Origin of the sequence: Parabacteroides massiliensis (assembly GCF_900155425.1) — a bacterium.
GTDB classification, from domain to species: Bacteria; Bacteroidota; Bacteroidia; order Bacteroidales; family Tannerellaceae; genus Parabacteroides; species Parabacteroides massiliensis.
The window spans coordinates 950,689-965,737 of sequence record NZ_LT700191.1 but is presented as its reverse complement, the minus strand read 5'-3'; the positions used below and the strand labels follow the sequence as shown (position 1 = coordinate 965,737).

Here is a 15,049-nt window from a genome sequence, read left to right as displayed (position 1 = left end):
CATGAAGAAATACCTGCATATCGCGTTGATGTTGTTGTGTGTCTTTGTCGTCTCTTCTTGTAAGGACGATGACGATACTGATGCTGTTGAAAGAGAAGCATATAAATTGGAACAGGATATTGCCTTCCAGGCAAAAGCAAACGAAACAGGTTTTGAAAAATGGGATTCGGAAGCCGGTGACGGATATGTTTTTGCCAAACTGATTAAAAAGGGTGATGGCAAAAAAGTCTATTTCAATAGTCGTGTATCTGTTTATTATAAGGGGTCTTTGACGGACGGTACGGAATTTGATGCACGCCTGTTTGAAGACGGTACGCCTTTCAAATGTGCGGTCAGTTCGTATTATGCAAATTATTCGACTTCCAATCCTAATGGATATGGTTCTGTCATATCAGGCTGGTCAGTCGCTTTGCAACACATGGTCGAAGGAGATAAATATGAGGTTTGGATTCCGCAGCAGTTAGCCTATGGTTCAAGTGGCAGCGGTAGTATCCCGGCTTATTCGACTTTGATATTCGAAATCGAACTGGTTTCGGTAGATGAGCAGGCTGCTTCGGCAAGTTAAATATAGAACTGTTGATTTACATAAAGAAAAGAAGGGGCTGTCTACATGATGCGTAGACAGTTCCTTCTTTTCTTTATGTTTTCCGTTTTAATATTCCTCTGTGTATATATAGTGAAAGCACGACGATCGCCTCCGGCAATCAGAGTATTCAAGCGGGAATTATGCGTGTTGTTTTTTCGTGATGAGCCCCTATAAATAATTAAAGGCTGTCTCACGACAACCCCTAACCAAACTTTGTTAACCTTAAATCTAATACTATTATGAAAAAACCACAGTGCAAAGGTACGGGTTTGCCAGAATTTGTCAAGAGTTAAGGTGCTAAATAGTGTTATTGAACTTTCAATAAAAATTAATTGCCGGTATTTGCTTGTCATTTTGTAGACAAACAAACGAATACCGGCTTGGATTTGAAATACGTTTGAACAATATTCGGCTAAAAGGCGGAAAGCTACAGCGTCTCTGCGTATTTGACCAGTTGGAGAACCTGCTGAGGTTCGTCAAAATTGATCTTATTGTTTTTTATATATCTCTTTATCGCTTCCTCCTGTTCTGCCGGGTATAGTTTCAAAAACTGTTTGGAAGACTGGAATTGTTTTTGTTTTTTGTTCTTTTTGATTGTATATCTCTTTTCTATGTCGGCCAAAATGATTTTCTCTGTTTCCAGGTTGTAGGAATGGCCTCTCGACTGGAGGCTCGAATAGGAATCGACAGCGGCTGTTTCAGAACGCCCTCCATAGCCGACCTGTTTCCCTTGCGGACGCGACTTACCCCTGTAGGTGACAACCAAATACGGTTCCTGGTTTAGGACCTCTTGCGCCAGCCCTTTAGAGTCCAATTGGAAAATGCGGTTGTCTATCTTCAATATCCTCACCATATCCGGTTCGGCAAAAAGCTTGATATTATTGTTATCGTTTTCATCTATGAACATAAAAGCGTTTCTTGCCAAATTGTAGTTTACTTTTACACCGAACACTCTCCCGTCCTTGTAATAGATGAGACTTTTCTGGAAGTCGTTGAACAGATATTCGAACTTGCCTTCTTGGGCTGACAATCTACCTGTTACAATCATCAGGCAGATGATTAGGGAATAGATAAGCTTTTTCATGGCAATCACTGTTTTAATTCTTACGAAAGATACGTATTGTTTCGGATATAACAAAAAAAGCCGCCTCTTTTTACAGAGACGGCTTTTCGGATATATGGAATAAGTTTGTTATTATTTAACTAAAGCAGCGAATTCGCTGTTAGTTGCATATTTAGCAAATTCCAAGTCGATAGCAGCTTCTTTAGCCATAGACTTGTCAGCAGCGATAGCAGCTTTCAGGTTGCTGATAACTGCGTTAGCATCGTTTGTACGAGCTGCTACGATTGCTTTCAAGTAAGAAGTTGTTGCGTCAGGTTTAGCAACAGCGTTCAAAGTCTGAGAAGCTTTGCTGTAATCCTTAGTCAGGATCTGAGCCAGAGCAGCGTTGTTAGACTTAACTGAACCGAAAGAATTGGCAGCCTTAGCCCATTCGCCCTGTTCCAGATACAGAACACCCAGAGCTTCGCCTAATTCAGCAACGCCTGCAGCGCTACCGAACAACTGCTGAGCTTTAGCTTGGTCACCCTTAGTCAAAGCGATCAAACCTAAGTTCATGTTTGCTTCCGGATTAGCTTTTACAGAGTTTGATTTGTTGAACATCTGTTCTGCCTTAGCCAGGTCACCGGCACGGAATGCCATCATACCGATGTTGTTCCAAGTGCGGTAGCAGTTAGGATACAGTTCAGAAGCTTTTGTATAGATAGCCATCTTTTCTGCGTCGTTGTTAGTCAGAGTAGCAGCGTACAGAATTTCTTCGATGTTCAGTTCAGAAGGATTGCTCTTAGCCAATGCGCTGATTTCGTCGTCAGACTTACCGATGATTTCGATGTTGGCAGTCAAACGAGAACGACGAAGTTGCGGCAGGATTGTTTCAGCCAGGTCAGAGTAAACTGCAGAGATGTTCTTGATTTCTTTTTCTCTTGTTTCAGGATCCTGGTACATAGAGATAACTCTCAGCACGAGGTCTTTATCCTGCAGGTTGGATGCCTGTACCAATTCTTTGAAGCCTTCCCAGTCCTGAGCTGTGTAACGAGCGTCAACCGGAGCGTCAACCTTCATTTTCTTCAACTCTTTAGCCAGATATTTGCTTGTGTTGCTTTCACGATGTTCAGCCAGGCCAGTGTTCAGTTTAACACCACCATCAGGAGAAGCGTAAGCAGAGATTTCGATTGCTACGTTCTGGTTAGGAGCTTCGTCTGCATTCTTAACAAGTTCTTTCCATTCTTTGATTGCGTCAGAGTTCAACTCTTTAGCACGCAGGTTAGCCTGCTGGATAAGGAACATGATGTTTGCATCGTGAGCTTCTTTGATGATACGCTGGAATTTGTCTGCTGCGATAGCTGCGTTAGCAGTAGCTGCGTCAGCCAATTCTGATGTAGCGATCACACCTTCGCCGATCTTTACATCCGGCAATTTAACTGTCTTGTTCTTGATCTTTGCGTCGAAAGTCAGATACAATTCAGATTTCTTCATTTCAGGTTTGTAAGTGAAAGCAGATTTCATGGTTACGTTAGCACCTTCTTTCTGCGGGATAACCTGGTTGTTACCCTTTACTTTTTCACCCTGGTAAGTGTAAGATGTTCCCCATGCTTCACCACCGGCATAACGAAGAACCGGAGTTACTGTCACAACGGCTTTTTTGTTGAACCATTTTGCAGGGAATGTGGCATTAATAGTCACAGGAACTTTGCCTCCGATGGCCTCAAGCGGCTGCGGTTCAGCTTTGATGTACTCTTCAGCTAACGGTTTCAACTTGTTTGAACAAGAAGAAAAAGTCAGAATTGCTGCCAATACAAGGAAAGGCATTAAATACTTTTTGTTCATAATTTGATGTAAGTTTAAAATGTTACTATGTTTATATATTTACTTCCTAATATACCTTATCCATCAAAGTGCAAAACTAAAGCATTTTTTTGTTATGAAGAGCAAACAAGAAATAAAATCTTTCTAATTAATACTTATTAATGAATCCTGTCTCTATTTTTTCCAGTCTGATGTCAAAACAGATAGGAAATGAATCCGGTAAATCCTTTTGGATTCTGTCAGAGCTCCTATTGTCAAATTTTAATCAAAACAGGACTTTTTGAGTATAAAGTTTGTTATTATAAACAATCTTCACGATGCACATGCCGGCCGGAACCTGACCAATCGGTAGGGTAACCTGTTGTCCGGTGATGGAATAATGGCGCACAGGCTTTCCTGTGAGCGATACCAAGGTGAGCGAAGCTTGGCTGACGGGGGATGCGAAGCCGATACGGATCGTATGCCGGTATCTGTCGACAGACAGGCTGACTTCTGTTGATACTTCAATCTCTTCGTTGGCCGTTCCTCCTCCTTCGTTCGGATCCATTCCGGCACAGACGGGCGCGGCCACTCCGACAGGATCGAGCCAGCATTTGAGCTGCTTGCTGCTATCGGCCGGTTCGGACCAACTTTTTTGTATGGAGAAAAAGAAGTCTTCAGCTGGATTGAGACAGCTGGAAGCGCCGCCGGTCAAGCCGCCGATGACCCGGTTGTCGCCATCGAAGAGGGGAGAACCCGATGATCCTCCGGCCGTACAGCCTGTCGCCCAACGGGCAACCTTCCAGTGAGAATTCTCATTGAAGTCGGCAACTTGTATTTTGTAGCTTGTCAGTTCCACGTCTCCCTCAGCGAGGTTAAGCCGTTTGAGCGATCCGCCCGGATGGTGGATACATGTGTAGGGTGCTGTCCCTGCATCCTGCGCGTTCCAGCCCGCATAATAGACCCGGTAATCGGCGGGTGGGGTGTCCTGCAATTCCAGTAATGCCATATCCGTCAATTCATTCACGGCCCGGAAATGAGCCGACGCAACTGTCTGGTCGGTGCGCCCGGGTTCTACCGGACTACACTGTGGGCTGTTATAATTGAAATAACAAACGATATTGCCCGCCACCTCTTCATAATCCGGATTTTTGATCTGGAACTGGTTGTTCAGGCAATGCGAAGCCGTAAGGAGATAAGGTTTTCCGTCGTTTGCCGTGTTGTTGACAAGCGTTCCCGTGCAACCGGTCGTCCCGTTGATGATCATCAAGACAACGCTGCGTTCGATCGTGTCGTAGCGAGTTGTCGAATCTTGGTAGCAGGCAATGACCGGCATACATTCGAAGGCCGTGAAGTCGGGCTGCGGTTCCGAGACTCTGAAATTCCGGTAACCGTGGTTCACCTCGCCGATCGCGAGTTTTCCGGGAAAAGCAACTCCCGCCGGTTCCTGGTATTCGACGATCAGCTCGTCTCCCCCGATCGGGGCGACGGGCAGAATGGCGCGTTCCGAATTGTTCAGGTGGTTGAACGAACCCAATACTTCCGATTGATTGCTATTATACAGGAATACGCGTGCGCCTTCGGGCAGATGGTATTTGCTGAACATTATATTAAGGGAAAGCGCACCTTCGGAACGTATTCCGAGCCGCCAGACCTTTGTCCCGTCGGGCAGGATGAAACGGACTCCTGAATTCTCCGGCGTATAGTCCGTCATGAATTTGTAGGCAAAGCGGAATCCGCTTCGCAGGTCGGTCGCTTCGAGCGAGTCGAGCCGGAGCTGCTCCGCCAGATCGAACGGGGGCATCGTGATAAACAGATCCTCTGTCTGGCTTTTCGTGGCCGTGAGAGGCAACGGTTGTCCTCCGTGACTGATTTGTGCCTTGACGGAAACACTAAGAAACAGGCATAATCCAAAGTATATGATAAAATGCTTTGCCATAGTAGCGGCAAATATACGATTTTAGGAAAATAATCAGCTATTGCAGATTCATTAATATTTTCATAAATATCGCCTTATCTGATTCAAAGATACAAAGTGAATTTAAAATAAACTTGAAATGATCATTTTAAAAAGGCAAACAACTGTCGAATCTCATGATTTTTAATTAAGTTTGCCCGTCCGTTCAAGGATATGATTCTAAAACCAATATTATAAATTAAAATACAAACGCTATGGCAACAACTCCTTTCAAGTACCAGGCTCCGTTCCCATTGGGCCCGGATACGACAGAGTACTATCTGCTTACAAAAGATTATGTTTCGGTTTCCGAGTTCGAAGGGACTCCGGTTCTGAAAGTTGCGAAAGAAGGTCTTACGGCAATGGCTAATGCCGCTTTCCGTGATGTGTCCTTTATGCTTCGCCGTTCGCACAACGAACAGGTGGCAAAGATCCTGAGCGATCCGGAAGCAAGTGATAACGATAAATATGTAGCGTTGACTTTCCTGCGTAACGCAGAAGTTGCTGCTAAGGGTGTACTTCCTTTCTGCCAGGATACAGGTACGGCTATCATCCACGGAGAAAAAGGGCAGCAAGTGTGGACCGGCTACTGCGACGAGGAAGCGCTTTCGTTGGGTGTTTATAAAACCTATACGGAAGAAAACCTGCGTTATTCGCAGAATGCTCCTTTGACTATGTATGACGAAGTGAACACCAAGTGCAACCTGCCGGCACAGATCGACATCGAAGCTACGGAAGGCATGGAATATAAATTCCTGTGTGTGACAAAGGGTGGCGGTTCCGCCAATAAGACTTACTTGTACCAGGAAACGAAGGCAATCCTGAACCCCGGCACTTTGGTTCCGTTCATCATCGAAAAGATCAAGACATTGGGTACGGCCGCTTGTCCTCCTTATCATATCGCAGTGGTTATCGGCGGTACTTCAGCTGAAAAGAACCTGCTGACGGTGAAGTTGGCTTCAACACATTATTATGACGAATTGCCTACGACCGGTAACGAGTATGGCCGTGCTTTCCGGGATATCGAACTGGAAAAAGAAGTGTTGGCCGAAGTTCACAATATCGGTTTGGGTGCACAGTTCGGCGGCAAGTATCTGGCACATGATATCCGTATTATCCGCCTGCCGCGCCACGGTGCTTCCTGTCCGGTCGGTTTGGGGGTTAGTTGCTCGGCTGACCGCAATGTGAAATGTAAGATCAACAAAGACGGTATCTGGATCGAGAAGCTGGATAGCCATCCGGGCGAACTGATCCCGGCTGAACTGCGCCAGGCAGGCGAAGGCGATGCTGTCAAGATCAACCTGAACCAGCCAATGGCCGATATCCTGAAAGAACTGGATAAATATCCGGTGGCTACTCGTCTGTCCTTGAACGGAACGATCATCGTAGGCCGCGATATCGCTCATGCCAAACTGAAAGAACGCCTGGATCGCGGTGAAGACCTGCCTCAGTATATCAAGGATCATCCAATCTATTATGCCGGTCCGGCAAAGACTCCGGCCGGTATGGCTTGCGGTTCCATGGGACCGACGACTGCCGGGCGTATGGACCCGTATGTCGGTTTGTTCCAAAGCCATGGCGGCAGCATGATCATGTTGGCGAAAGGTAACCGTAGCCAACAGGTGACGGATGCTTGCCAGAAATATGGCGGTTTCTATTTAGGTAGTATCGGTGGTCCGGCTGCTATCCTGGCTCAGAACAATATCAAGAGCATCGAATGTGTGGAATATCCCGAACTGGGCATGGAGGCTATCTGGAAGATCGAAGTGGAAGACTTCCCCGCATTCATCTTGGTTGACAACAAGGGCAACGATTTCTTCAAACAAATCAAACCGCGTTGCACTTGCAAGAAGTAAGACGTTCTTTACGTTGATACAATCAAAGAGGGGTGTGTGCCATTCTATGTTTTCATGCAAGTAAAAACATAGAATGCACAGCCCCTTATTTTATTCTACACTCTGAATGTTTCCTTCTCCCTTAGTTGTTGTGGAGTCTTCCCTGTATGCTTCTTGAAATAACGACAGAAGAAACTGATGTCGGTGAAATGATAATCCCAGGCTATCTCCTTGATGCTAAGTGAACTGTGTTGTAATTGCATCTTGATATGCAGGATGACGTATTGGTCTATGATAATCTTGGGAGTGTGCCCTGTTACCTGTCGGACGATATTGGTGAGATACTTGGAGGTGATGTTCATCTGCCCCGCATAATAGTAGACATCCCTTGATACCTTGTAATCCCTCTCCATCAGCATCATGAAACGATTGAAGAGTTCCCTTACTCGAAAAGACTTCACTTCGTCGGGACGGTATTGCGGATTACGTTGCAAGTATTCGTGGAAGCCGATGAAAAAAGCCTTCAACTGGCATAGCACCAACTGCGAGATGCAGGTACACTCCGGCTGGCTGAAATATACTTTCAGCAAAGAGAACATATGGTTGATGATGTTGGTCACTACAGGTGTGTCTTGGCGGCATCGGTCTTCTCGCAAGTAGGAATAGACGGTTTGTTCCAACTGCAAGCTTGCCTCTCGCAAAAGCGAAGGATTGTACTTCAGTATCTCAAATTCCCAATCATTCTTCATCTCCTTCACTTGCTTCAGCTCTACGACATCATTGGGAAAGACCGTAATCACCGCCCCTTTATACAACTCCCATTCCTTATAATTCACATTCAGTACAGCCCTCCCCTTGCGACATATCAATATCGCTCCGTAAGTTAAAACTTGCGGGCCTTCCTGCCATTCCTCCAAGCTCGAAGAGAAAAGCTCTGCCTCTTGGCAGCTACTCAATTCCGATAACTCCATGTATTCACCTTGGTTTTTCTTTTTTATTCCTTTTTTGTTTGCAAAAGTGCATAAAAGATGGGATATAAAAGAATATCAGTTCCTAAAAAGTCCATGCGCTGCGAAATATGTAAAACGATTGTTCACCCCGTACGCCGTAATTTTGCGCCCAATTTCAAGAGATAAAAGATTCATAATAAAGAGAAGACGAATGATAAAGAAAATCTTATTTGTAAGCCTCATTTTATCGGGGAGTCCGCTTTGGGCAACGGCTCAAGCATCCAGTGAAGAGACGGCATCGCCTGTATCTTCCGGACAAAAGCAGTCGATGACCATCGACCAACTCTTCGAGAAGATAGAGGATAACAGCAAGAGCCTTCGCACTGTGAAGTCGGGCGTAGAAATAGCCAGCCTCGGTGTTGAGTCGGCTAAAAGCAAACGACTTCCCGACCTCGATGCATCGCTCTCTTTCAGCTACATCGGCAACGCTCTCCTCACCGACCGTGACTTTTCCGACATTCACGGATTGAGCTCTCCTCACTTCGGCAACAACTTTGCCTTCCAGGCACAGCAGGTTGTCTATGCCGGTGGTGCCATCAACGCAGGCATCAAGCTCGCCGAACTGGGCAAACAACAGGCTGAGGTTGGCGTAAGACTCACCCGCCAGCAAGTCCGCTTCATCGCTTTCGGCCAGTATCTCGACCTCTTCAAGATAGACAACCAGATACAAGTGTATGAGAAGAACATCGAGCTGACCCGGCAACTCATCACCGATATCAAAGAGAAACAAAGCCAAGGCATGGCACTCAAAAACGACATCACCCGATATGAACTACAGATGGAATCGCTCAAACTTGGTTTGACAGCTCTCCACAACAATCGCAGTATCCTCAACCACCAGCTTTGCAATACGCTCGGCATGAACCTGGAAGGGCAAGAGGTACAGATCATCCCTGATACCACCGTTATAAATAAGGTGTATGGCAAGGATGGCGAGGCACATTGGCAGATTGCTGGCACGATGAATTCCCCTCTCTTGGAACAGAGTTCGAACGCCATTCGAATCGCAGAACAAAAGGAGAAGATTGCCAAGAGCGAGATGTTGCCAAAAGTAGCCTTTGTTGCTGCCGACAACTTCGATGGCCCCATAACCTTCGAGCTTCCCCCTATCGACAAGAATCTCAACATCTGGTATGTGGGCGTAGGCGTAAAATACAGCCTCAGCTCCCTCTTCAAGAGCAACAAGCGTATCAAGCAAGCAGCCGTAGAGACCCGGCAAGCCAAGGAGAGCCATGCCGTGCAAGCAGAACAACTCAATAACAATGTGCAAGCGGCATACGTGCAATATCAGCAAACCTATGTGGAGCTTGAGACGCAACAGAAGAGCGTAGAACTGGCACGTCAGAACTATGACGTGATGAACGCCCGGTACTTCAACCAGTTGGCTCTCGTCACGGATATGGTGGATGCCTCCAACCTCCGCCTTAACGCAGAGCTGAAAGAGGTGGATGCTCGCATCAACATTGTCTATGCTTACTATCGCATGATGTACGTGGCAGGAGAGATTTAAATCCTATAGTAAAGTGGAAAATAAAAGAATAAACAAATGAACAAGAAAATTATCAAGAGAATATATAATGTAGTAGTCATCCTCTTCTTGATGGGTGCGGCGGCATGGTGCTTTAGCCATTTCGTACATGGCAGTGATGTGGAATATACCGATGACGCACAAGTGTGCCGTCATATCGTCCCGATCAACACTCGTGTACCGGGCTTTATCAAGGAAATCCGATTCAATGATTTCCAGCATATCAGGAAGGGTGACACCCTCGTCATCATCGAGGATGCAGAATATCGCTTGCAGGTGGCGCAAGCCGAGGCCGGACTACGAAGTTCGAAGTCTGGTTCATTGGTCGTTTCGGCAAGCATGAGTACAACAGCAAGTAATGTGCAGACGGCATCGGCTGGCATCGAGGAAGCTCGCGTGGATATGATGAACGCCAAACAAGACTTCGACCGCTTTGCAGCCTTGATAAAGAAGGATGCGGTTACTCGCCAACAGTACGACAATGCTTATGCTCGTTATCTCGGAGCAAAGGCTCGCTATGAGCAAGCCAACAGCAGGAGGCAGAGTGCCGTGTCAGTAAAGAATGTACAGACAGAGCAACTCGGTGGTTCTCGTGCAGGTGAGAATGTAGCTGAAGCACAGCTCAACTTGGCCCGCTTGAATCTCTCTTACACCATCATCGTGGCTACTTGTGATGGCGTGATGGGCAAGAAAGATATTCATGTAGGCCAGTTGGTTCAACCGGGACAAATGTTGGCTCGTATCGTGGATGACAACGATGTGTGGGTGTTGGCAAACTATCGTGAGACCCAGATGGACGGCATTACCGTAGGTAAAACTGTGAATTTCACAGCCGATGCCATCCCTGATGTCGTATTTCACGGCAAAGTGGAGGCTCTGTCTGCAGCTGCCGGCAATGCCTACTCCATGATTCCGGTGGATAACGCCACAGGCAACTTCGTGAAAGTAGAGCAGCGCGTGCCTGTTCGTATCGCCCTTACCAAGGATAATGACCCCAAACAAGTGGCTTTGCTTCGTGCAGGATTAAATGTAGAAACAAAAGTCCGCATCAAGGAATAATTCAACATTCAACATTAGTAACAAATGCCTGGACCTCCTATGCTACAGGGACCTTTCCGTGTCCCTTCATTCAATAGTTATGTGCCTCGTCGCTTGCAGCCTTGGATTTATCTCCTTTTTGCTTTTACCTTCTTGATGTCGGGCGGCATCTATGGTGGAGCGATGAGCCAAGTAATGGGCGAATATAGCCTGATGAGAGAAGACGTGCTCATGATCATCATGTTCAATGTGGTGGGCGTGGCGATGCCATTTCCCTTTCTCTTCAAGATGAAGTTCCGCTTCACTAATCGACAGCTTTTGCTCAACGCTGCCTTGGTGATTGCGGCTTGCAATTTCCTTATCATCTGGACGGATTCTGTTCCCGTGATGTGCATTCTCGCCTATATCGCAGGTTTCTTCAAACTCTGCGGATGTTTCGAGTGTATGAGTACCATCCAGTTGTGGATGACTCCGAAGCGAGATTTCACTATTTTCTTCCCATTGCTCTATTGCTTCGTGTTGGGAAATATGTTTTTGTCTCCTTGGGTCACCGAACACCTGATCTATATCTGTCAAGATTGGCGCATCATCAACTGGGTGATGACTGGGGCGTTGCTCACGGTAGCACTTATCGTATATGCCACCACTCACGACTTCCGTTTCATGAAACCTCTGCCGTTCATCAGCATCGATTACCTCGGCTGCCTGCTTTGGTCGGCCTGGATGTTGGAGTTCATCTTCTTCTTCAACTATGGCGAGCATTACAACTGGCTCGACTCGAAGGTAATGCAGAAGGACTTGCTGCTCTTCATTATCACAGGATACTTCTGTATCCAGCGAATGCTCCATATCCGTCACCCCTACATAGCCCCCGAGGCTTGGAAATATAAGCGGCTCGTCCCACTGCTCATCCTTTTCGCCTTCGTCGAGTTTATGGGCAGTACGCCCAAGGTGTTGCAGACGGCTTTCACTGGCGGCGTTTTGCATTTCGGAAGCATCACCACCAATGTGCTCAACTTTGTGGAATGGGTGGGGGCCATCGTTGGCTGTCTCTTCTGCCTTTTTGGGTGCAAGGTGCTTCATCAGAAATACACTCGCTTGCTCACCCTTGGTGTTGCAGCCATGGTGGCATATCCTGTGATGATGTATTTCCTCATCGACCCGGGTTTGCCACTGGAGGCGCTCTACCTTCCCACCTTCCTCCGCTCGTTTGGCAACGCGATATTCTTCTGTATGCTGACGATATACCTGGAGGAGCTGATGCCTTTCCAGCATTTCTTCATGGGACTGACGATGGCGGGTATCATCCGCAACGGTCCTGTCTCTACGATGTGTTCGGGGCTCTACAGTTTTGGCCTTCGCCATCAGATGGCTGACAATATGGCTCGTGGACTGCCCTACGATGCCAGCAATCTCTTGATGATTAGCATCCGCCAACTCTACGGTATTACTTGCATCATCGGTATCGCCGTGCTCCTCATTTTCCTGCTCTGGGACATCCAGCCGGTACGCAGCACCTTAAAGAAGATGCCGGCATGGAACTTTGTGGGGAAGATGATAAAGAAAAATACTCTCTCGAAGAACAGTAGTTTCAGTCGAAAAGAAATCTGAAACTAAAGTTTCAAATGGTTGCTTGCTTTGAAACTTTAGTTTCACTTAATGGAAACTTTAGTTTCATCGGCCGAAACTTTAGTTTCGAGCCATGGAAATGTGGTTTCGACCGCAGAGACTTTGGTTTCGACCGCAGAGGTTTTTGTTTCGCGGCAGGAAACAATGGCGTTTCACTTGAACTATCCAGATCGCGATGAAGGATAAAAAGAATTGGGGGTAAAAAAACGGCTCCCGTCCCCAAATAGAAGGGGCGGGAGCTGTTTGGAGTTATACACGTACGTGTTTTACTGATTCTTAATCCTGACGTTCGCGGCGAGGGCCACGGTCTCCACGATCCTGACGAGGACCACGGTCTCCACGTTCGGGTCTCGGACCGCGTTCGGGTCTTGGCGGACGTTCTTCGTAACCTTCCGGTTTCGGCAGCAGGACTTTGTGTGATAATTTGAATTTACCGGTCTTGGCGTCGATGTCTACCAACTTGACGCTGATAGTATCACCTTCTTTCAAGCCGGCCTGTTCAACTGTCTCCAGACGTTTCCAGTCGATTTCGGAAATGTGGAGCAAACCGTCTTTACCCGGCATGAATTCGACGAACGCACCGTAAGGCATGATAGAAGATATCTTGCCTTCGTAAACTTCGCCGATTTCGGGAACAGCCACGATACCTTTGATGGCACGGATAGCAGCATCGATTGTTGCTTTGTTTGTTCCGGAGATTTCGATTTTACCCACTCCGTCTTCCTCTTCAATAGAGATAATGGCGCCAGTTTTTTCTTGAATGCCTTGGATGATTTTACCACCCGGGCCGATTACCGCACCGATAAATTCTTTACCGATCGTCATTGTTTCGATTCTCGGAGCGTGAGGCTTCAGGTCCGGACGAACATCCGGCTGGGCTTCCATAATCTTGTCCAAGATATACATACGGCCTTCTTTTGCCTGTGCCAATGCATTTTCAAGGATTTCGTATGACAGGCCGTCTACTTTGATATCCATCTGAGTGGCAGTGATACCGTCTTTAGTACCTGTTACCTTGAAGTCCATATCTCCCAAGTGGTCTTCATCTCCTAAGATATCGGACAGGATAGCGTAGTTCTGGCCTTTGTTTTCGGAGATCAGACCCATTGCGATACCGGATACCGGCTTCTTCATCGGAACACCTGCGTCTCTCAACGCCAGCGTACCGGCGCATACGGTTGCCATTGAAGAAGAACCGTTAGATTCCAAAATATCGGAAATAACGCGTACCACGTAAGGATAGTCTGTCGGAATCATCCGTTTCAATGCACGGTGAGCCAGGTTTCCGTGGCCGATTTCGCGGCGTCCTACGCCACGGGAAGCTTTTGCTTCGCCTGTAGAGAACGGAGGGAAATTATAGTGTAACAAGAAACGTTCTTTTCCGTGATTCAGTACATCGTCGATCATTTTTTCATCCGCCTTTGTACCTAAAGTGACAGTCGAAAGCGACTGTGTCTCGCCACGTGTGAAGATTGCGGAACCATGAGGACCGGGCAGGCAGTCTGTCTCGATCCAAATCGGACGGATTTCGGTTGTCTTACGTCCATCCAGGCGCTTTCCTTCATCCAGGATGGCACGGCGCATCGCTTCTTTTTCTACATCGTGGTAATAGCGAGCGATCATTTCAACCTTTTCGTCGGTCAATTCCTCTTCGGAGAACTGGGCTTTGTATTCTTCTACAATTGCGTCGAATGCTTCGGCACGTTGATGCTTGTCGGTACCGGATGTCGCAACGGCATAAGCCTTTGCATAACATTTTTCGTGTACATCTTTACGCAGTTCATCGTCATTGACTTCGTGGCAGTATTCGCGTTTGACCAATTTGCCGCAAGCTTCGGACAGTTCAAGTTGTGCCTGGCACTGTACCTTGATTGCTTCGTGTGCGACCTTGATTGCTTCCAGCATTTCCGATTCTTGTACTTCGTCCATTTCGCCTTCCACCATCATGATGTTGTCAAGCGTTGCGCCCACCATAATATCAATATCTGCTTTTTCCAATTCAGAGAACGTGGGGTTAACAACATACTTGCCATCGATACGTGCGACACGACATTCGGAGATCGGTCCGTTGAAAGGAATATCCGATACGGCCAATGCGGCAGAAGCTGCCAGCCCTGCCAATGCATCCGGCATATCTTCACCGTCTGCGGAGAATAATATAACGTTTACATATACTTCAGCGTGATAATTGTCCGGGAAAAGAGGGCGAAGGGCACGGTCGACCAAACGAGAAGTCAGGATTTCGTAGTCGGAAGCTTTGCCTTCTCTTTTTGTAAAACCTCCCGGAAAACGGCCAAAAGCCGAGAATTTTTCTTTGTACTCTACTTGTAACGGCATGAAGTCAACACCCGGGTTTGCATCTTTTGCGGCACAAACAGTAGCCAGCAACACTGTGTTGCCCATACGTACGGTAACTGCACCGTCCGCCTGTTTTGCCAATTTCCCGGTTTCGATGGTGATGGTTCTTCCATCAGCCAATTCGATCGTCTTGTTAATTGGATTAAGCATAATCTTTTCTTATTTTTCTATCTGTAAAAATTGGTGCAAATGTAATGAAAGTTTAGCTGTAAACGTGTGAAAATGAAAATAAAAAACATGAGAAATACTCTTTTTTATAAAAA

General features: G+C 46.8%; 11 protein-coding genes. 5 read left to right on the top strand and 6 right to left on the bottom strand.

All coding sequences use genetic code 11. The features are described from left to right. The first annotated feature begins 1 nt into the window (after position 1). Positions 2–565: a BamJ family beta-barrel-assembly machinery protein gene (locus tag BQ9893_RS15010; RefSeq protein WP_075966743.1), complete on the top strand. Its 564-nt coding sequence runs from the start codon at positions 2–4 to the stop codon at positions 563–565. 448 nt (positions 566–1,013) lie between these two features. On the opposite strand, the gene BQ9893_RS15005 is transcribed toward BQ9893_RS15010, so the two are convergent. From BQ9893_RS15005 to BQ9893_RS14995, 3 genes are all read right to left on the bottom strand, one after another. Further along, positions 1,014–1,670 carry a hypothetical protein gene (locus BQ9893_RS15005; protein WP_075966742.1) on the bottom strand — a complete coding sequence of 219 codons (657 nt, stop codon included), beginning with the start codon at positions 1,668–1,670 and terminating at the stop codon, positions 1,014–1,016. Positions 1,671–1,781: 111 nt separating this feature from the next. Then, complete coding sequence (locus tag BQ9893_RS15000) at positions 1,782–3,473, bottom strand: tetratricopeptide repeat protein (RefSeq protein WP_075966741.1); 1,692 nt, start codon at positions 3,471–3,473, stop codon at positions 1,782–1,784. Between the two features lie 244 nt (positions 3,474–3,717). Then, a complete protein-coding gene (locus tag BQ9893_RS14995) occupies positions 3,718–5,370 on the bottom strand; it encodes a trypsin-like peptidase domain-containing protein (RefSeq protein ID WP_075966740.1) in 1,653 nt (550 codons plus the stop codon). A 233-nt stretch (positions 5,371–5,603) separates the two neighbouring features. On the opposite strand from BQ9893_RS14995, the gene BQ9893_RS14990 reads away from it, so the two are divergent. Beyond that, positions 5,604–7,244 carry a fumarate hydratase gene (locus BQ9893_RS14990; RefSeq protein ID WP_075966739.1) on the top strand — a complete coding sequence of 547 codons (1,641 nt, stop codon included), beginning with the start codon at positions 5,604–5,606 and terminating at the stop codon, positions 7,242–7,244. A gap of 95 nt (positions 7,245–7,339) precedes the next feature. On the opposite strand, the gene BQ9893_RS14985 is transcribed toward BQ9893_RS14990, so the two are convergent. Next, positions 7,340–8,194, bottom strand: coding sequence for a helix-turn-helix domain-containing protein (locus BQ9893_RS14985; protein ID WP_075966738.1), 855 nt, complete (start codon positions 8,192–8,194; stop codon positions 7,340–7,342). A 190-nt stretch (positions 8,195–8,384) separates the two neighbouring features. On the opposite strand from BQ9893_RS14985, the gene BQ9893_RS14980 reads away from it, so the two are divergent. Both BQ9893_RS14980 and BQ9893_RS14975 read left to right on the top strand, forming a co-directional pair. Beyond that, positions 8,385–9,743: a TolC family protein gene (locus BQ9893_RS14980; protein ID WP_075966737.1), complete on the top strand. Its 1,359-nt coding sequence runs from the start codon at positions 8,385–8,387 to the stop codon at positions 9,741–9,743. A 36-nt stretch (positions 9,744–9,779) separates the two neighbouring features. After that, positions 9,780–10,820 (top strand): HlyD family secretion protein, encoded by a 1,041-nt coding sequence (locus BQ9893_RS14975; protein ID WP_075966736.1) that lies wholly within the window; start codon positions 9,780–9,782, stop codon positions 10,818–10,820. A 66-nt stretch (positions 10,821–10,886) separates the two neighbouring features. Here the strand turns inward: BQ9893_RS14975 and BQ9893_RS22200 are convergent, their stop codons facing one another. Beyond that, positions 10,887–11,882, bottom strand: coding sequence for a hypothetical protein (locus BQ9893_RS22200; RefSeq protein WP_244155150.1), 996 nt, complete (start codon positions 11,880–11,882; stop codon positions 10,887–10,889). A gap of 39 nt (positions 11,883–11,921) precedes the next feature. Here BQ9893_RS22200 and BQ9893_RS22195 point away from each other — a divergent pair, with 39 nt between their 5' ends. After that, the gene (locus BQ9893_RS22195) at positions 11,922–12,410 is read left to right on the top strand and encodes a hypothetical protein (RefSeq protein ID WP_244155149.1); all 489 of its coding nucleotides are present in this window, start codon (positions 11,922–11,924) and stop codon (positions 12,408–12,410) included. 294 nt (positions 12,411–12,704) lie between these two features. On the opposite strand, the gene pnp is transcribed toward BQ9893_RS22195, so the two are convergent. Further along, a complete protein-coding gene (gene pnp / locus BQ9893_RS14965; RefSeq protein WP_075966734.1) occupies positions 12,705–14,936 on the bottom strand; it encodes a polyribonucleotide nucleotidyltransferase in 2,232 nt (743 codons plus the stop codon). Positions 14,937–15,049: the final 113 nt, after the last annotated feature.

Bases quoted from the DNA above. Each gene is read 5' to 3' on its own strand.
- BQ9893_RS14990 (WP_075966739.1), top strand. From the start codon at position 5,604: ATGGCAACAACTCCTTTCAAGTACCAGGCTCCGTTCCCATTGGGCCCG.
- pnp (WP_075966734.1), bottom strand. From the start codon at position 14,936: ATGCTTAATCCAATTAACAAGACGATCGAATTGGCTGATGGAAGAACC.
- BQ9893_RS14980 (WP_075966737.1), top strand. From the start codon at position 8,385: ATGATAAAGAAAATCTTATTTGTAAGCCTCATTTTATCGGGGAGTCCG.
- BQ9893_RS14975 (WP_075966736.1), top strand. From the start codon at position 9,780: ATGAACAAGAAAATTATCAAGAGAATATATAATGTAGTAGTCATCCTC.
- BQ9893_RS14985 (WP_075966738.1), bottom strand. From the start codon at position 8,194: ATGGAGTTATCGGAATTGAGTAGCTGCCAAGAGGCAGAGCTTTTCTCT.
- BQ9893_RS15010 (WP_075966743.1), top strand. From the start codon at position 2: ATGAAGAAATACCTGCATATCGCGTTGATGTTGTTGTGTGTCTTTGTC.
- BQ9893_RS15000 (WP_075966741.1), bottom strand. From the start codon at position 3,473: ATGAACAAAAAGTATTTAATGCCTTTCCTTGTATTGGCAGCAATTCTG.
- BQ9893_RS22195 (WP_244155149.1), top strand. From the start codon at position 11,922: ATGGTGGCATATCCTGTGATGATGTATTTCCTCATCGACCCGGGTTTG.
- BQ9893_RS14995 (WP_075966740.1), bottom strand. From the start codon at position 5,370: ATGGCAAAGCATTTTATCATATACTTTGGATTATGCCTGTTTCTTAGT.
- BQ9893_RS22200 (WP_244155150.1), bottom strand. From the start codon at position 11,882: ATGAAGCACCTTGCACCCAAAAAGGCAGAAGAGACAGCCAACGATGGC.
- BQ9893_RS15005 (WP_075966742.1), bottom strand. From the start codon at position 1,670: ATGAAAAAGCTTATCTATTCCCTAATCATCTGCCTGATGATTGTAACA.